This window comes from Massilia soli, from assembly GCF_016809835.1.
Taxonomy (GTDB): Bacteria; Pseudomonadota; Gammaproteobacteria; order Burkholderiales; family Burkholderiaceae_D; genus Telluria_A; species Telluria_A soli.
Genome location: NZ_JAFBIL020000008.1, coordinates 82,078 through 99,893, shown reverse-complemented (window position 1 = coordinate 99,893; position 17,816 = coordinate 82,078). Strand labels below are relative to the sequence as shown.

Annotated in this window: 18 protein-coding genes; 16 read left to right on the top strand and 2 right to left on the bottom strand. The window is 63.1% G+C overall.

From position 1 onward, the window contains the following. The first annotated feature begins 109 nt into the window (after positions 1–109). The 10 genes from thrS to I4X03_RS19240 all read left to right on the top strand — a co-directional run bounded on the left by thrS (position 110) and on the right by I4X03_RS19240 (position 10,384). Positions 110–2,017 carry a threonine--tRNA ligase gene (thrS, locus tag I4X03_RS19285; protein WP_223469871.1) on the top strand — a complete coding sequence of 636 codons (1,908 nt, stop codon included), beginning with the start codon at positions 110–112 and terminating at the stop codon, positions 2,015–2,017. A gap of 29 nt (positions 2,018–2,046) precedes the next feature. Beyond that, positions 2,047–2,589, top strand: coding sequence for a translation initiation factor IF-3 (infC, locus tag I4X03_RS19280; RefSeq protein ID WP_370660537.1), 543 nt, complete (start codon positions 2,047–2,049; stop codon positions 2,587–2,589). Between the two features lie 203 nt (positions 2,590–2,792). Then, on the top strand, positions 2,793–2,990 hold the full coding sequence (rpmI, locus tag I4X03_RS19275; RefSeq protein ID WP_054262960.1) for a 50S ribosomal protein L35: 198 nt from the start codon (positions 2,793–2,795) through the stop codon (positions 2,988–2,990). A 21-nt stretch (positions 2,991–3,011) separates the two neighbouring features. Beyond that, positions 3,012–3,371, top strand: coding sequence for a 50S ribosomal protein L20 (rplT, locus tag I4X03_RS19270; RefSeq protein WP_106759958.1), 360 nt, complete (start codon positions 3,012–3,014; stop codon positions 3,369–3,371). A 119-nt stretch (positions 3,372–3,490) separates the two neighbouring features. Continuing rightward, positions 3,491–4,507, top strand: coding sequence for a phenylalanine--tRNA ligase subunit alpha (pheS, locus tag I4X03_RS19265; protein WP_223469870.1), 1,017 nt, complete (start codon positions 3,491–3,493; stop codon positions 4,505–4,507). A 31-nt stretch (positions 4,508–4,538) separates the two neighbouring features. Continuing rightward, a complete protein-coding gene (gene pheT, locus I4X03_RS19260; protein ID WP_223469869.1) occupies positions 4,539–6,965 on the top strand; it encodes a phenylalanine--tRNA ligase subunit beta in 2,427 nt (808 codons plus the stop codon). Positions 6,966–7,067: 102 nt separating this feature from the next. Further along, positions 7,068–7,427, top strand: coding sequence for an integration host factor subunit alpha (locus I4X03_RS19255; protein WP_223470074.1), 360 nt, complete (start codon positions 7,068–7,070; stop codon positions 7,425–7,427). 7 nt (positions 7,428–7,434) lie between these two features. Further along, a complete protein-coding gene (locus tag I4X03_RS19250) occupies positions 7,435–7,857 on the top strand; it encodes a MerR family transcriptional regulator (protein WP_223469868.1) in 423 nt (140 codons plus the stop codon). 191 nt (positions 7,858–8,048) lie between these two features. Next, positions 8,049–8,681 carry a response regulator transcription factor gene (locus I4X03_RS19245; RefSeq protein ID WP_054262954.1) on the top strand — a complete coding sequence of 211 codons (633 nt, stop codon included), beginning with the start codon at positions 8,049–8,051 and terminating at the stop codon, positions 8,679–8,681. Between the two features lie 179 nt (positions 8,682–8,860). After that, entirely contained in the window at positions 8,861–10,384 is a 1,524-nt protein-coding gene (locus I4X03_RS19240; protein WP_223469867.1) for a sensor histidine kinase, read from the top strand. Here I4X03_RS19240 and I4X03_RS19235 read toward each other — a convergent pair. Continuing rightward, positions 10,281–11,090, bottom strand: coding sequence for a Crp/Fnr family transcriptional regulator (locus tag I4X03_RS19235; protein WP_223469866.1), 810 nt, complete (start codon positions 11,088–11,090; stop codon positions 10,281–10,283). The two genes, I4X03_RS19240 and I4X03_RS19235, sit on opposite strands and share 104 nt — an antisense overlap. A gap of 217 nt (positions 11,091–11,307) precedes the next feature. Further along, a complete protein-coding gene (locus I4X03_RS19230) occupies positions 11,308–13,230 on the bottom strand; it encodes a methyl-accepting chemotaxis protein (protein WP_223469865.1) in 1,923 nt (640 codons plus the stop codon). A 108-nt stretch (positions 13,231–13,338) separates the two neighbouring features. Here I4X03_RS19230 and I4X03_RS19225 point away from each other — a divergent pair, with 108 nt between their 5' ends. The 6 genes from I4X03_RS19225 to I4X03_RS19200 all read left to right on the top strand — a co-directional run bounded on the left by I4X03_RS19225 (position 13,339) and on the right by I4X03_RS19200 (position 17,809). Further along, on the top strand, positions 13,339–14,004 hold the full coding sequence (locus I4X03_RS19225; RefSeq protein WP_223469864.1) for a response regulator transcription factor: 666 nt from the start codon (positions 13,339–13,341) through the stop codon (positions 14,002–14,004). Continuing rightward, a complete protein-coding gene (locus I4X03_RS19220; protein WP_223469863.1) occupies positions 14,001–15,344 on the top strand; it encodes a sensor histidine kinase in 1,344 nt (447 codons plus the stop codon). Before I4X03_RS19225 ends, I4X03_RS19220 begins: the two co-directional genes overlap by 4 nt. A gap of 89 nt (positions 15,345–15,433) precedes the next feature. After that, a complete protein-coding gene (locus tag I4X03_RS19215) occupies positions 15,434–16,021 on the top strand; it encodes a GspH/FimT family pseudopilin (RefSeq protein WP_223469862.1) in 588 nt (195 codons plus the stop codon). 11 nt (positions 16,022–16,032) lie between these two features. Further along, the gene (gene pilV, locus I4X03_RS19210; protein ID WP_223469861.1) at positions 16,033–16,479 is read left to right on the top strand and encodes a type IV pilus modification protein PilV; all 447 of its coding nucleotides are present in this window, start codon (positions 16,033–16,035) and stop codon (positions 16,477–16,479) included. Next, positions 16,479–17,276: a PilW family protein gene (locus I4X03_RS19205; protein WP_223470073.1), complete on the top strand. Its 798-nt coding sequence runs from the start codon at positions 16,479–16,481 to the stop codon at positions 17,274–17,276. Before pilV ends, I4X03_RS19205 begins: the two co-directional genes overlap by 1 nt. Then, the gene (locus I4X03_RS19200; protein WP_223469860.1) at positions 17,270–17,809 is read left to right on the top strand and encodes a pilus assembly PilX family protein; all 540 of its coding nucleotides are present in this window, start codon (positions 17,270–17,272) and stop codon (positions 17,807–17,809) included. The genes I4X03_RS19205 and I4X03_RS19200 overlap by 7 nt, the downstream gene beginning before the upstream one ends. The last annotated feature ends 7 nt before the right edge of the window (positions 17,810–17,816 follow it).

Below are 17,816 nucleotides of genomic sequence, written 5' to 3'. Positions count from 1 at the left end.
TCAGCGTGGGGATTTCTTTGGCTTGAAAAAAGAAAAACGCGGCTAGTCCGCGTTTTTTTTCGTCCGCATTTTTGTTATACATTATCAGTTCAACGTTCAGGAGAGCAGCATGGTCGCAGTCCGACTCCCAGATGGTTCCCAGCGCCAGTTTGACGGCCCCGTCACCGTAGCAGAGGTAGCGGCCAGCATCGGCACTGGCCTCGCCAAAGCCGCGCTCGCCGGTAAGGTCGACGGCAAGGTGGTCGATACCTCTTTCCTGATCGACCAGGACAGCGATCTGGCGATCATCACCGACAAGGACCCGGAAGGCCTCGATGTGATCCGCCACTCGACCGCCCACTTGCTGGCCTATGCGGTCAAGGAATTGTTCCCGGATGCGCAGGTGACGATCGGCCCGGTCATCGACAACGGCTTCTATTACGACTTCTCGTACAAGCGCCCGTTCACGCCGGACGACCTGGCGGCGATCGAAAAGAAAATGACCGAGATCGCCAAGCGCGACGAGAAGGTGACGCGCTCGGTGATGCCGCGCGACGAGGCGGTGGCCTATTTCAAGTCGCTGGGCGAGCACTACAAGGCGGAAATCATCGCGTCGATCCCGGCCGGTGAAGATGTGTCGCTGTACGCGAAGGGCGGTTTCACCGACCTGTGCCGCGGACCGCACGTCCCGTCGATGGGCAAGCTGAAGGTCTTCAAGCTGATGAAGCTGGCCGGCGCCTACTGGCGCGGCGACTCCAAGAATGAAATGCTGCAGCGTGTCTACGGCACCGCCTGGACCAAAAAGGAAGACCAGGAACTGTACCTGCATAACCTGGAAGAAGCGGAAAAGCGCGACCACCGCAAGCTCGGCAAGCAGCTCGACTTCTTCCACTTCCAGGACGAGGCGCCGGGCCTGGTGTTCTGGCATCCGAAGGGTTGGACCATCTGGCAGCAGGTTGAGCAATACATGCGCAACAAGTACCAGGTCAATGGCTACAACGAAGTCAAGGCGCCGCAGATCCTCGACGTGACCTTGTGGCAGAAGACCGGCCACTGGGATAACTACCGCGAAAACATGTTCACGACCGAGTCGGAGAACCGTTCGTACGCGCTCAAGCCAATGAATTGCCCAGGCCACGTGCAGATCTACAACGCCGGCATGAAGAGCTACCGCGACCTGCCGCTGCGCTACGGCGAGTTCGGCCAGTGCCACCGCAATGAATCGTCGGGCGCGCTGCACGGCATCATGCGGGTGCGCGGCTTTACCCAGGATGACGGCCACATCTTCTGCACCGAAGAGCAGATCGAAGCCGAAGTGACGGCCTTCCACGCCCAGGCGATGGAAGTGTATGGCGATTTCGGCTTTGCCAATATCGACGTCAAGCTGGCGCTGCGCCCGGAAAACCGCATTGGTTCCGACGAGGTGTGGGATGCGTCCGAAGAAGCGCTGCGTTCGGCGCTGCGCGCCTGCGGCGTCGAATGGACCGAGCTGCCGGGCGAGGGCGCTTTCTACGGCCCGAAGATCGAATATCACCTCAAAGACAGCCTGAGCCGTCCATGGCAGGTCGGTACCATGCAGGTCGACTTCTCGATGCCGGGCCGCCTCGGCGCCGAGTATGTCGCCGAAGACAACAGCCGCAAGGTCCCGGTCATGCTGCACCGCGCGATCGTCGGCTCGATGGAGCGTTTCATCGGTATCCTGATCGAAAACTACGCCGGTGCCTTGCCGATGTGGCTGGCGCCGGTGCAAGTGGCGGTGCTGAACATTTCTGACGGGCAAGCAGAGTATGCGACCGAGCTGGCAGCGCGTTTGCGCAAATCGGGATTCCGCGTTCACGCTGATTTGCGCAACGAGAAAATTACCTATAAAATACGCGAGCATTCCGTCCAAAAACTGCCGTATATCCTTGTGATCGGCGATAAAGAGCGGGATGCCAACACTGTAGCTGTGCGAGCACGCGGCAATGTCGATTTGGGCGTCATGTCCATCGACGCGCTAGTCGAGCGCCTCAAGCAGGATATTGCATCCAAAGCTTGAAGTGATTTTCCGCACGGCACTCCCATTCGATATTAAAAGGAAACAACATAGCTACTGACAAGTCGCATCGCATCAATGGCGAAATCACAGCCCCCGAAATGCGTCTCTCCGGGGTTGACAACGAGCCGCTCGGCATTGTGAGCCTGGCTGAGGCGTTTCGCCTGGCCGAAGAAGCGAACGTAGACCTGGTGGAAATCGCGCCAACGGCGCAGCCACCGGTTTGCCGTCTGATGGACTACGGCAAGTTCAAGTATTCGGAGCAGAAGAAGGCCCACGAAGCTAAATTGAAGCAGAAGATCATTGTCCTGAAGGAAGTCAAATTCCGTCCGGGTACCGATGACGGTGACTACAATATCAAGCTGCGTAACCTGATCAAGTTCCTCGACGAAGGTGACAAAACCAAGATCACGCTGCGTTTCCGCGGCCGTGAAATGGCGCACCAGGATATCGGCTTCCGCATGCTGGAACGCCTGAAGGCCGACCTCGAGCCGTACGGCCAGGTCGAGCAGTTCCCGAAGATGGAAGGCCGCCAGATGATCATGATCTTGTCGCCGAAAAAGAAAAAAGTGTAAAACTGCAAACCGTTTTGCGCTGCCTACAAGGGGCGGATGGGAATTTCCCATCCGCCCCTTGTTATTTCTCGATGGATTCGTGTTAAAATCTGCGGTTCCGCACTTTCGGGTGTGGAAACTACTGTGAAAGCAGGCATCTAAGAGCAGCGTAGGGCTGCCACCTGCAATCCTGACAATGGAGCTGTCCTTAGGACAGAACTACAATGCCAAAAATGAAGACCAAAAGCTCCGCGAAGAAGCGTTTTCGCGTGCGTCCAGGTGGTACCGTTAAATCGGGTCACGCTTTCAAGCGTCACATCCTGACCAAGAAAACCACCAAGAGCAAGCGCCAGTTGCGCGGAATCACGAACGTCGACGCAGCGGATGTCAAGTCCGTGATGCGTATGATGCCGTCGGCTTAATCTCACAACTAAGGAGTTACTATGCCTAGAGTAAAACGTGGGGTTACAGCTCGTGCCCGTCATAAGAAAATTCTTGTACAAGCTAAAGGCTACCGTGGTCGCCGCAGCAAGGTATACCGTGTTGCCAAGCAAGCAGTCATGCGCGCTGGCCAGTACGCGTACCGTGACCGCCGTAACAAGAAGCGCGTCTTCCGCCGCCTGTGGATCGCCCGTATCAACGCCGCTTCCCGTGAGCATGGCGTAACGTACAGCGTATTCATGAACGGCCTGAAGAAGGCAGCTATCGAACTGGACCGTAAAGTCCTGGCCGATATGGCAGTGATGGACAAGCCAGCGTTCGCTGCGATTGTCGCCGCTGTAAAAGCAAAGATCGCTGCGTAAGCAACGCTTGATGCATGCAAGTTAGCGCCGCCGTCAAACGCGGCGCGAAAAGAGCGGGGCAGAGGTGCAAACCTGTGCCCCGTTTTTGATTGTGGAACGACTCAGGAAAACAAAAACGCATGAACTCCCTGGAAGAACTCGTTGTCACGGCGCAGGCTGACTTTATCGCCGCCCAAGACGCTGCCGCGCTGGAAAACGCGAAAGCCAAATACCTGGGCAAGACCGGCCAGGTTACCGAACTGATGAAGGGTCTGGGCAAGCTCGATCCGGAACAGAAAAAAGCCCAGGGTGCGTTGATCAACGCCACCAAGGTGCAGATCGAGACCGCGTTGACCGCGCGCCGCGACGCCCTCGCCAACGCCCAGCTCGAACAGCGCCTGAACGCCGAGGCGATCGACATCACCTTGCCCGGCCGCGGCCGCGCGATGGGTGGCATCCACCCGGTGATGCGCAGCTGGGAGCGGATCGAAGAGATCTTTCGTTCGATCGGTTTCGATGTGGCCGACGGCCCCGAAATCGAAAACGACTGGACCAATTTCACCGCCTTGAACAGCCCGGAGAACCACCCGGCCCGTTCGATGCAGGACACGTTTTATGTGGAAGGCAATGACAGCACCGGCAAGCCGCTGCTGCTGCGCACCCACACCAGTCCGATGCAGGTGCGCTACGCGCGTTCGCACACGCCGCCGATCAAGGTGATCGCGCCGGGCCGCACCTACCGCGTCGACAGCGACGCCACCCACTCGCCGATGTTTCACCAGGTCGAAGGCCTGTGGATCGCCGAGGACATCAGCTTCGCCGACCTCAAGGGCGTGTATCTGAACTTCGTCAAGGCCTTCTTCGAGACCGACGACCTGCAGGTGCGTTTCCGTCCGTCGTACTTCCCGTTTACCGAACCGTCGGCCGAGATCGACATCGCCTTCGGTTCCGGCCCGCTGAAAGGCCGCTGGCTCGAAGTGTCGGGCGCCGGCCAGGTGCACCCGACCGTGGTGCGCAACTTCGGCCTCGATCCGGAAAAGTTCATCGGCTTCGCGTTCGGCTCGGGCATCGAGCGACTGACGATGCTGCGCTACGGGATCAACGACCTGCGCCTGTTCTATGAAGGCGACCTGCGTTTCCTGAAACAGTTCAACTAATAATAATTTTTCGCGGCTGAAGGCTTAGATTATGCAATTTTCCGAAAACTGGCTCCGTACCATGGTCGATCCGAAGATGACGTCGGATGAGCTGTCCCATTTGCTGACGATGTCCGGTCTCGAAGTCGAGGAAGTGGAGGCCGTCGCGCCGCCATTTTCCAACGTGGTCGTGGCGGAAGTGCTGGACGTGTCGAAGCACCCGAACGCCGACCGCCTCAACGTGTGCACCGTCGATGTCGGCACCGGCACCATGCTCAACATCGTGTGCGGCGCGCCCAACGTGCGCGCCGGCATGAAGGCGATCTGCGCGATGGCCGGCGCGGTGCTGCCGCCGGGCGCGGACGGCAAGCCGTTCGAGATCAAGGTGGGGCAGCTGCGCGGCGTCGAGTCGCAGGGCATGATGTGCTCGGCCAAGGAACTGAAGCTGTCGGAAGAGAGCAGCGGCCTGATGGAACTGCCGGCCGATGCGCCGGTCGGACAGAATATCCGCGATTACCTGGCGCTGAACGACCTCAAGTTCACCATCAAGCTGACCCCGAACAAGGCGGATTGCCTGTCGGTGCTGGGCGTGGCGCGCGAGGTATCGGCGCTGACCGGCACCGCGCTGCACGTGCCGACCGCGCGTGCGGTTGCCGTCACCAGCGACGAAGTGCTGCCGGTAACCATCAGCGCGCCGGACCTGTGCGGCCGCTTTACCGGCCGCGTGATCCGCGGCCTGAATGCGCGCGCGGCAACGCCTGAATGGCTCAAGCGCCGCATCGAGCGCAGCGGCCAGCGTTCGGTCTCGGCGCTGGTGGATATCTCGAACTATGTGATGCTGGAGCTGGGCCGTCCATCGCACGTGTTCGACCTCGACAAAATCCACGGCAAGATCGATGTGCGCTGGGGCCGCAAGGGCGAGTCGCTCAAGCTCCTCAATGGCAACACCGTTGACGTGGACGACTGGGTTGGCGTGATCGCCGACGGGCAGCAGATCGAATCGCTGGCCGGCATCATGGGCGGCGACTCCACCGCGGTCAGCCTCGACACCACCAATATCTACCTGGAAGCGGCATTCTGGTGGCCTCACGCCATCCAGGGCCGCGCCCGCCGCTTCAACTTCTCGACCGACGCGGCGCACCGCTTCGAGCGCGGCGTCGATTACGCCACCACGGTCCAGCACATCGAGCGCATCACCGCGCTGATCGTCGAAATCTGCGGCACCGCCGGCACCAGCGTCGGCCCGGTCGATGACCAGGTCGTCAATGTGCCGCAGCGCAAGCCGGTGACGATGCGCACCGCGCGCGCCCAGAAGGTCATCGGCGTGCCGATCACCGACGTGGTGGTGGCCGACATCTTCACCCGCCTCGGCCTGCCGTTTACCCAGCAGCCGGGCGAGTTCGCCGTCACCGCGCCATCGTACCGCTTCGACATCGAGATCGAGGAAGACCTGATCGAGGAAGTCGCACGCGTCTACGGTTTCGAGAACATCCCGGCTAATCCGCCGGTGGCCGCCAGCGCCATGCTGGCGTTGCCGGAAGATACGCGTTCGCTGTTCGCGCTGCGTCACCAGATGGCCCACCTCGGCTACCAGGAAGTGGTCAACATGAGCTTCGTGGAAACCGCGTGGGAAGCCGATTTTTCCGGCAACCTTGAACCGATCAAGCTGCAGAACCCGATCGCCAGCCAGATGAGCGTGATGCGCTCGTCGCTGATCGGCAGCCTGGTCGCCAACGTCCGCTACAACCTGAACCGCAAGGCGGGCAGGGTGCGGGTGTTCGAGATTGGCGCCATCTTCAAGCGCAATCCGGGCGCCGTGGACGGCCCGCTGTCGGTGGCCGGCTTCGAGCAGCCAAAGCGCCTGGCCGCGATCGCCTACGGCCCGGCCGTGGACGAGCAGTGGGGCGCGCCGAGCCGCGCGGTCGATTACTTCGACGTCAAGGCCGACGTCGAGGCAATGTTTGCGCCGTACACCTTGCGTTTCGTGAAGGCTGACCACCCGGCGCTGCATCCCGGGCGCTCGGCCACGATCCTGCTGGACGGCCGTGGAGTCGGCTTCATTGGCGAGCTGCACCCGCGCTGGCTGCAGAAATACGAGCTGCCGCAGGCCCCGGTGCTGTTCGAGGTCGACGCAGTTGCGCTGCAACAACGCCCATTGCCAAAGTACGAAGAGATTTCCAAGTTCCCGGGCGCCACGCGCGACCTGGCGCTGGTGGTCAAGCAAACGGTCGCGGCACAGGATCTGTTGGATGCATTTAGTGCCGAGATCGCAGCAAATCCTGCAGGACGTATCGTGCAAGCCATTGTTTTGTTTGATGAATATCGCGGGGCCGGACTCGAACCGGATGAAAAAAGCCTTGCTTTCCGCTTTAGCTTGCAAGATACTCAAACCACCTTGCAGGACGACCAGGTCGAGTCCTTGATGACCGCTTTGGCGAACGCTGCAAGAGAAAAACATCACGCCAAATCGCGTGGGTAACCCATCCAAGACGTAGCTTATAGGCAGGGCTGGAAAATTAATAACAATGACGTAGATTCGGCCGTCCTCCAATCGGCACTGGCGGCTGACTTGCATCGTGCGATGCAGGTTGCCAAGGTCCGCCAGGAAGCCGAGAAGGACATGCCGACCTTGACCAAGGCCGAGCTGGCGGAGTTGCTGTTCGAGCAAGTTGGCTTGAACAAGCGCGAAGCCAAGGACATGGTCGAGACATTTTTCGACGAGATCCGCAATGCGCTCGAGCGCGGCGAAGCGGTCAAGCTTTCGGGCTTTGGCAACTTCCAGCTGCGCGACAAGCCGCAGCGTCCGGGCCGCAATCCAAAGACCGGCGAAGAGATCCCGATCACGGCGCGCCGCGTCGTGACCTTCCACGCCAGTCAGAAGCTCAAGGCCATGGTTGAAGAAACCAGCCCGGTCGCGTCCAGCATGGCGCGCGCTGCCTGAGTAGCCGATGAACGACCGTCTCGCCAAGACCGACCTGGCGGCGCTGCCGCCTATCCCGGCCAAGCGCTACTTCACGATCGGGGAAGTCAGTGAATTGTGCGGCGTCAAACCGCACGTGCTTCGTTACTGGGAGCAGGAATTCACGCAGCTCAAGCCGGTCAAACGTCGTGGTAACCGGCGCTATTACCAGCACCACGAGGTTTTGCTGATCCGCCGCATTCGCGAACTGCTATACGAGCAGGGGTTCACGATCAGCGGCGCACGCAACAAACTCGACAGCCGCGCCAGCGAAGCCGCCGCTTCCCAGGAAGACTGGGGCGCACTGGAAGCTGGTCGCGAGACGACCAACAGCTTGCAGCCCGCGCTTGACGGGGCAATGATCCGCAAGGAACTCCTCGCCATCCTGGCCTTGCTGAAGCAAGACACCTGAGATTGCTGACGGAAGGAGTGCCCTGGTACTCTTTTTTCACGAATTCCACATCGCGCTGTGCACCGGCCGGCGCACTCATGCGTTCTCGCTGTGCCGTACGCAGCGCACGAGTGCTAGAATGCTAATATTGTGTTTGCCGACGGAACACATGCGCAGCACTTTCCTGTGCCAGGAAAATTTAAGGGAAGACAATGATACGCGTTGCCATTTGTGACGATCACCAAATTGTAAGAGCAGGCTTTAAACAGATTTTTTCCTCGTCGCCCGACTTTGATGTCGTCGCCGAAGGTGCTACCGGGCGCGAAGCCCTTGATATCGCACGCCGCGAGATTTGCGACGTGCTGTTGCTGGACATCGCCATGCCCGACCAGAGCGGCATCGACATCCTGCGCACGATCCGCCAGGGGCAACCGAACCTGCCCGTGCTGATTTTGTCGGGCTATCCTGCCCAGCAGTACGCGCTGAACCTGTTCAAGATGGGTGCCAATGGCTACCTGAACAAGGAATGCGAAGCGGACGAGCTCAAGACCGCGGTGCGAACCGTGTTCCAGGGCCGCCGCTACGTGTCCTCGACCGTTGGCGAACTGCTGGCGCAAAGCTTCGACCGCGACCCGAACACGGCGCTGCACACCGAATTGTCCGACCGCGAGTTCCAGGTTTTCCTGCGCCTGGCGAAGGGCGCGACGGTATCCGACATCGGTGTCGCGCTGTCGCTCAGCATCAAGACCGTGTCGACCTACCGTACCCGCATCATGGAAAAGATGGGCCTGCAGTCGAACAGCGACCTGACTTACTATGCGATGAAAAACAACCTGCTGGATTAACAGCGGACGGCGGGCTTCCCCGGCCCGTCCGTGCAAGTATGTGATTAATTCCGCACTGCAACACCCTTTGCCCTCCTGTTAAGTAGTGCACAAAACGGTCTGGCTAAGCTGCAACGCAATATGTTCCCGGTCTATAATGACCCTCAAATTGCTCTGCGGCATGCATAAGGAATCCGACCATGTACTTCACCACAGAACCCGAGGGCGCGCCGGCGTTGCCGTTCTATGCGACCGTGCTTGGCCTGCTGTGCGTGCTGATCCTCGTGGTCAACGGCGCCAGCCTTTTCCATAACCTGTCGGCGCTCAACGGCGCCAATGCCGTGCAGGGCCAGACCGCCAAGGTCGGCGACAAGCTGCAAAACCTGAACGTGCTGGTCATGGATGCCGAGAGCAGCATGCGCGGCTATTTCCTGTCCGGCGCCGACCTCTGGCTCGGCCCGATGCGCACCGCCTCCGCCGATATCGAACCCCAGTTCCGCGAACTTGAACAGCTGCTGGCGGACAGCCCGTCGCAGCTGAAGAACCTGGCGCAGCTGCGCACCCTGGTGTTTCGCAAGCTCGACATGCTCGACCAGGCAGTGGCGGTATATCGCCAGGGCGGCCTGGAAGACATCGCCAAGATCGCCGCCACCACCGACACCAAAGCCGACATGGACGAGATTCGCCTGCTGCTGGTGATCATGCAGCAAGAGCAGACTGAATTGCTGGCCTCGCGCCGCGCCGAGTTCAATGCCGACTACCAGGAAGCGGTGATGATCGGCATCGGGATCAATGTCGTTGCGATCCTGGTCATCGTGCTGTTCTACAGCCTGATCCGGCGTAGCTATTTCATCCGCCTGGCCGCCCAGCGCGCCTTGCAGCACGCAAACGACAACCTGGAGTCGATGGTCAATGTGCGTACCGAGCAGTTGTCGGTGCTGTCGCGCCACCTGATCCGTTTGTCGGAAGAAGAGAAATCGCGCCTGGCGCGCGAGCTGCATGACGAGCTGGGCGCCAAGCTGACCGCCATCGGCATCGATATCAATTGCGCCGCCAACGAACTGCGCGTCGAACACGCGCACATCGCGCAGCGGCTCGACCGCGCCCGCATGACCCTGGTGACGACCGTCGAACTGAAGCGCCGCATTGTCGAAGACCTGCGGCCCAGCTTGCTCGATAACCTCGGATTGGCTGCAGCCTTGCAAAGCTACTGCGAAGAATTTGCCACCGTCACCGGCGTCGAGTGCGAGGCGCTGATCGACGGCGATGTCAACGTGGCCGGGCCAATGCATGCGATCGCAGTGTTCCGTATCGTGCAGGAATCGCTGAACAATATCGCCAAGTATGCGGGGGCGCGCACGGTGATCGTGCACCTCGCGCGCGAGGCCGAGGGCCTGGCGCTGGAGGTGTCCGATGATGGCGTGGGTATCGATGTGGACGCCGTCAGCAAGCCGAAATCGCATGGCTTGCTGGGCATGCGCGAACGCGCTTTGCTACTGGGGGGAACCTTGCAGGTGCGCCGCGGCGTGAACAACTGCGGCACCTGTGTTGAAGCATTTATACCGCTTGCCGGGCAAGGGCAGGGCGCCGAAGCGCCGCAACCCGTGCCGGAGGTGGAGTTCAGCGTGCAGCAACATCCATCAGCAAGCGATCATATTCAGTCTTCGCAACCTTGTAGCACTCGCCTGCATACTCCTCAAGGCCTTGACGGTCAATTACGGTGATGTTGCCGCGACGGTACTGAATCAGTCCATCGTCCTGCAATTTGCCAGCCGCGGCGGTGATGCTTTCGCGGCGCACGCCCAGCATGATCGAAATCAGTTCCTGGGTCACTTTCAGTTCGTTCGATGGGGAACGGTCGAGGCGGTCGAGCAGCCAGCGGCACAGTTTCTGTTCGATCGAGCTGTGGCGGCCGCCGACAGCGTTCTGGGCCATCTGGGCGAACAGCGCGTTGGTGTAGCGCATCAGCAGCTGCGGCAGCGCGCCGCCCTGGTTGAATGCATCGCGCAGGAACTGGGTCTTGAGGCGGTAGCCGTAGCCCGCGCTCTGGACCACGGCGCTGCACATGGCGCGCTCGCCCATGAACAGCGAGACGCCGACGACACCTTCATGTCCTACAACCGCGATTTCGGTCGTTGCGCCGTCTTCCATGACGTACAGCAGGGAAACGATCGCGGTGGTTGGGAAGTACACGTATTCCAGTTTGCTTCCGAATTCGAACAGCTCCTTGCCGAAAGGCATAGGAACCAGTTCCAGATGCTCGAACAGCGTTTCCAGGTCGTTGCGTGGAAGGGCGCCGAGCAATTCGTTTTGCTGAGTACCGCTGAGGCTGACAACTGGCCGGGACGCAACTTTCAATTCCTTGGTGCTGACAGGAATCTGGTTTACCGATGCTTTTTGTGCGGCGTTACCAAGTTGGACGTTGTTCATTTTTTTCCTCACTAATCTCTAATAACCTCAGGACGATCCCGCCATCACTGCCCGGCGAATCGCGATGTGTGAACATTAAGGCTTCCGTCTGTTGGCGAACATAAGATTAGCAGTCGCCCCCATGTAGGCTGTATGCATAATGTTTTGTCGTCTTAGTCCTACTGGGAGAGATTGAGAAAAATGCCACTTTTATGAGCAGTTTGGCAGCAAATTTGTTTCAATGCAGCAACGAAACGCTTTGCTGAGTGCGCTCTAATGTGAAAACCCGTACCGACAGCGTCAGTTGATCGGTCTCCGCATGGAGCAATTCCGAGCCGTTTCGCGCCTGCTCGACCAGTTCCCCGTTGCGCCGAGTCATCACATCGATGCGCGCGATCGCCCCTTCCAGCTGGACCAGTTCGGACGCCTGCACCTGGCCCGCCTGGTCCATTTGCCCGATCAGCCGCTCGACCTGGCCGACGGCGCCTGCCAGTTCGCCAATGGTCGAGCCGGCCGCGGCCACCAGCGCGTTGCCGCTGTCGACTGTCGCCACCGAGGTGCCGATCAGTTGCTTGATCTCGCGCGCCGCGGCGGCCGAGCGCTGCGCCAGGTTGCGTACTTCGGTTGCCACCACCGCGAAGCCGCGCCCCTGGTCGCCCGCGCGCGCCGCTTCCACAGCCGCATTGAGGGCCAGGATGTTGGTCTGGAAAGCAATGCTGTCGATCACGCCGATGATGTCGGCGATCTTGTGCGAACTGGCGCGGATCGACGCCATCGTGTCGACCACGTCACCGACCGCGCGCACGCCGCGCGCCGCCACGCCGGCGGCGGCGCCGACCAGGTCGCGCCCTGCGGCGGCATGCGCCGCGCTGCGTTTGACGCTGGCGGCCAGCGCGCCCATCGAACCGACCGTCTCCGACAAGGCCCCGGCTTGCGCCTGGGTATGGCCGGACAGCTCGGCATTGCCATGCGCCAGCGCATGGGTTGCTTCGCCGATCGTCGCGGCGCCGGAGCGGATCTCGGTCACCAGCGCCGCCAGCGCCGCGGCCATGCGCGCGAAGGCATTCACCAGTTCGCCGATCTCATCGCGCGCGTGCGAGCCCATGCGCACGGTAAGGTCGCCTTCGGCGGCGCGCTGCACGGCGTCGTTCAGGTTGGCGATATCGCGCGAAAACGACATGTAGAAGCCCGCCAGCAGCCAGCCGGCCAGCAGCAGCGCCGCGCCGATCGCCGCCAGCACCAGGTTGCGGTGCAGCGCCTCGCGCGCGGCGCGCGCCGCCAGAAGCTGGTCCAGTTCAGCCATCGCGCTTGCCCCCAGCGCGTGCAGGCCTTGCGCCGCTGCGTTGCCTGCCGCCAGGTACGCGCTGCCGCTGGTCTGGTTATGCGAATTGCTGACTTCGTCGCGGGTGCGGTCGAGGAAGGCCAGGCCAGCGCGGATCGACTGGTCTTCCGCCAGCTTGCCAAGGTTGCCGGCGGCGCGTTCGAGCTCGTGGCGCGCGACCATGGCGGTGGCGTTGATCAGCTGGTCCTCGTTAGCTTCAAGCAAGCCGGTGTCGATATACGCCGAGCCGCGCGCCGCGATCAGCGACAGCCCTTCGGCCAACTCGGGCAAGCGGCGTACCGCCGCGGCAATCAACAGGTCGCTCTCGGCGACCGGATCAAGGCTCAGGCCCGAGCGGTCGGCCACGGCAAGCGCCAGCTTGTCGAGGGCGTCGAGCACGGCGGTGTGGCGCGCCATGCTGTCTTTCGCGCTCGCGCCGGGCTGGGCGCTGGCCAGCGCGCTCCAGCGCCCGCGCACCGTGGTCCAGCCGGGCAATCCGGACAACTGGCCGGCGTCGCGCTGGTACAGGTCGAGGGCGGCAAGCCGCTCGCTGATGTCCTTGCCGAGCGCGCCATTGGCGGCGGGGCCGCGCGTGGACAGGCGCAGGTGCTCGGCGCCGCGCTGCTGCTGGACCAGCCGAATCAGCTGGTGCACCTGGGCGATATAGGCGCCGCCGGCGCGCTCGCTTTCGCTGGCGGCGATCGATTCCTGCAATTCAGCCAGCAGCAGGGCGCTGACCACCACCAGCGGCACCAGCACCACATGGCAGACCAGCACGAATTTGGGTAACAGGCGCAGGCGCTGCATCAGCGCGACGGCCGGGCGGAACAAGAGGGTCATAATATTTCCGAGTTGCATTAGTTGTTATTGCGCAATAATGCAGATCGATTGTGACCGCGGCATGAATTGCCGCATAATGTCCACACTCCAACATACCGATGTCCGCGCATGCATGTTCTCCTGGTTGAAGACGATTCCGTACTGGCCGATGGCCTGTCGCGCATCCTGCAAGGCCATGGCATGCTGGTGGAGGTGGTGGGTGACGGCTTGCAGGCCGACCAGGCCTTGCAGCATGGCGAGTTCGCGGTGGCCGTGCTCGACATCGGCCTGCCCGGCATCGACGGCTTCGAAGTGGTGCGCCGCCTGCGCGCGCGCGCCAGCGCCACCCCGGTACTGCTGCTGACGGCGCGCGACGCCGTCGAAGACCGCGTGCGCGGCCTGGAAACCGGCGCCGACGACTACCTGGTCAAGCCGTTTGCCACCGCCGAACTGGTGGCGCGCATCCGCGCGCTGGCGCGCCGCAATACCCCCAAGCCGACCGTGCTCGCAATCGGCCAGCTGACCCTCGATACCTCGGCGCGCCGCGCGCGCATTGGCGAGCGCGCGCTCGACCTGTCGGTGCGCGAGTGGGCGGTGCTGGAATACCTGCTGCAGCACACCTCGCGGGTGGTCTCCAAGCAGCAGATCATCGACGCCATCCTGCCGTGGGGCGACGACCTGACCCTGAACGCGGTCGAGGTGTACATCTCGCGCTTGCGCCTGAAGCTGCTCGATGCCGGCATCGCCATCCGCACCATCCGCGGCTTCGGCTACATGCTCGAACCGGAAACATGAACAGCATCCGCCTGCGGCTGCTGAAGTGGCTGATCGGCCCGATCCTGGTCGTCAACCTGGCCGGCGCGGCGCTGACCTACCTGCTGGCCTGGACCCCGGCCCAGCTGGCGCTCGACCAGGGCTTGCTCGACGCCGCCGTCGCGCTGGCCGCGCGCGTGCGCCAGGGGCCGCAAGGCGCGCTGCTGGACCTGCCCGCGCAGGCCGAGCAGATCTTGCGCGCCGACCGCCTCGACGCCACCTATTTCGCGGTGCGCCGCGCCGACGGCGCGCTGATCGCCGGCGACGCCGACTTCCCGGATCTCAAGCCGGCAGGGGTGCAGGATGCGGTCGCCCGCGGCGAACCGGTCAGGGTCGCGACGGTCGCCGTGCAGGCGGGCGCCGGCACCATCCACGTCGCCGTCGCCAAGACGCTGCGCAAGCGCGGCCAGATCCGCGCGGCGACCATCCGCGCGCTGGTGCTGGTCGAAGGCTTGTTTACGCTTGCGCTGGTTGGCCTGATCTGGTTCTCGGTGACCAGCGGGCTGCTGCCGCTGTCGCGCATGCGCGCCAACCTGAACGCGCGCGACGGCGCCGACCTCGAACCGATCGCCGACGAGGGCGTGCCGTACGAGTTGACGCCGGTGGTATCGGCGTTCAATGATCTGCTCGGCAAAGTGCAGACTGGCGCGCGCGCCCAGCACGATTTCCTGGCCAACGTCGCCCACCAGCTGCGCACGCCGCTGGCGGGCATGAAGCTGCAGCTCGAATGGCTAGGCCAGCGCCATGCCGGCGATGCCGACAGCGGCCGCTCGGTCGGCCTGATGCTGCAGTCGAACGAGCGCATGATCCGCCAGACCAACCAGCTCCTGGCGCTGGCGCGCGCCGAGCCGAGCCGCTTCGAAAAAGCGCGCCTCGAATCGGTCGACCTGGCGCAGCTGGTCGCCGAAGCGGTCCAGCATTTCGTCGAGCAGGCGGGCAAGAAGGATATCGACATCGGCTTCGACCTGCAGCCGGCCGAGGTGGCGGGCGACAGCTTTTTGCTGCGCGACCTGGTCGACAACCTGGTCGACAACGCGGTGCGCTACACGCCCGCTGGCGGCACCGTCACCGTGCGCTGCCTGCGCGCGCCTGACGGCGCCGGGGTGCTGGAAGTGGAGGATTCGGGGCCCGGCATTCCAGTGCATCAGCGCGGCCAGGTGTTCCAGCGCTTCATGCGCCTGAATGACGCAATCCCGGGCAGCGGCCTGGGACTGGCGATCGTGCGCGACATCGCCCTGGCCCATGGTGCACCGGTCGAGCTGGCCGATGGTGCCGGCGGGGCAGGTCTGGTCGTGACGGTGCGCTTCCCGACTGTTTCGTGAAAGTTTCCATAAAAAAATTGTTTTGACACTTGTCCGACCGTGTTCCTATAATGAAACTTCGCGCCTCCTGACGAGGCGATGGGAAGACGATGGACAAATTTGCCAAGCGCAAAACTCTGCCTGGCAGCAGCGACGGCTTTAGCCTGTCGGAGATGCTTGTGACGATCGCCATCGTTGCGATCGCGACGTCCATCGGTGTGCCGATGCTGCGTGGCTTCATCCATGACGCGGCCGTTTCGACCGCCGCCGACCAGATTCTCGCCTCCCTTAATTACACGCGTTCCGAAGCGGTCAAGCGCAGCACCCGCGTCACGATGTGCCGCAGCGTGGACGGCGCCAGCTGCGCCGCCAGCGCCGTCGTCGGCGACTGGCGCGGCGGCTGGATCGTGTTTGTCGACGGCGCCGATGCCGGCGCCAGGGACGAAGACGACGAGATCCTGCGCGTGCAGGCTGCCTTGTCGGGCGCCGGCACGGTGCTCGGGGCCGGCGCGGTGGCCGACTACGTCTCGTACGCCAGCACTGGCCAGGCCAGGCTGGCCGACGGCAGCGCCCAGGCGGGCGTGTTCACCGCCTGTGCCGACTCCGACAGCGCCAAGCGGCGCAGAATCGCCCTGACATCCGGCACCGGCTGGGTGGGTGTCGAGATCGTGGCCGGCTCCGCCGACTGCGCCAGCTGAGCGGATCGCAGATGAGAACCCAACGCGGATTTTCCCTGGTCGAAGTACTGGTCACGATGCTGGTCGTGAGCATCGGGCTGCTCGGTATCGCCGGCCTGATCGTCACCAGCATGAAGAACAACCAGAGCGCGCAATCGCGCAGCCAGGCCAGCGTGCTGGCCAACGACATCATCGACCGGATGCGCGCCAATCGCAGCGTGGCCGAGCTGTCGCCATCCCCTTACCAGATCGACCTCGGCGACGCCGCCGATGCCACGCTGGGGGTGCCGGGCGCCGACCTGGCCGAATGGCTGGCCGCAGTCGAGGCCGGTGTGCCGTCGGGGCAGGGCGCGGTGTCGTTCGACGCCGCCACCGGCAACGTGACGGTCACGGTGCAGTGGAACGACACGCGCGCCAGCGGCGATGGTGCCAGCGTCGGACTGCCGGCCCAGCAGCTGGTGGTGGAGACCCGGCTGTGATGGCGCCCACGCGGCGCCAGCGCGGGCTTGGCCTGGTCGAAGTGCTGGTGGCGATGGCGCTCGGCCTGGTGATGCTCGGCGCGGTCGGCTACCTGTTCGTCGGCAGCAAGCAGATGAACCGCACCCAGGCCGACCAGGCGCGCATGCAGGAGAGCGCACGCAACGCCATGGACGTGCTGGGCAAGGCGCTGCGCCAGGCCGGCTACAAGCTCAATGTCGACCAGCCGCTGGCAGCCGACGCGCTCGAAGGCGTCGACGGCGGCGGCAGCGGCGCGGCCGCGCCATCGGACACGCTGGTGGTGCGCCACGACCCGGCCTGGGTGCGCGATACCGCGGTGCCGCCGAATCCCTTGCTGGGACGCGAAAGCAACTGCGAAGGCGTGACCGTGGCCTCGACCAACCTGCCCGACGCCATCACCGGCGCGCCGCCGGTCAACACCACCATGATCGAATACGGTTTCGTGGTCGAAGGCGGCAAGCTGCTGTGCCGCGCCGATCCGACGGCGCTGACCGGCGGGGTCGCGGTGGCCGACAATATCGAGCGCATGCAGGTCAGTTACGGCATCGGCAATGGCGCCGAAGCGATCCTGAACTACACCGATGCGCCCGAGCCGCATGAATTCGCGCGCGTGGCGGCGGTGCGCGTCAGCCTGCTGATTCGCGGCCCCAGCCCCAACATCGTCGCCGGGGATGGCCAGGCATATACCTTCAACGGCGAAGTCGTCACCAGCAGCGATGGCCACCTGCGGCGCGTCGTCACGTCCACCTTCACCGTGCGGAACCAGACCCGATGGTAATTACCCGCGCGCGCCAGCAAGGCGCCATCCTGATCACCGCGCTGATTTTCCTGGTTGTGCTCACCATGTTCGTGCTGGCGATGGTGCGCAGCGGGACGCTGGAAGAACGCATGGCACGCAACGCGCGCGACCAGCAGGTGGCGCTGCAGGCGGCCGAAGCGGTGCTGCGCGACGCCGAAAGCAGCTTGTTTGCCGGCGCCCCGTTCGACCCCTACGATTCCAGCCGCTTCACCGTGACCTGCGACGCGGGCCTGTGCCGCCAGCCCGACGCGGCCAGCAGCTGGCGCGACATCGACTGGAGTTCCGACACGCTCACGCGCACCTTCGCCAGCGCCGCCAGCCAGATCGCCGCGCTCGATGCGCAGCCGCGCTACATCGTCGAAATCGTCAGCGCGCCGTTCCGCACCTCGAGCGCTGGCCAGTGCGAGCACGGCCTGGCGCGGATTACCGCGCGCGGGCAGGGCAATGGCGGCGCGGCCGCCTTCGTGCAGTCGACCGTGCGCTTCCGCGTCTTCACCAACATTTGCGACTGAGACCAGC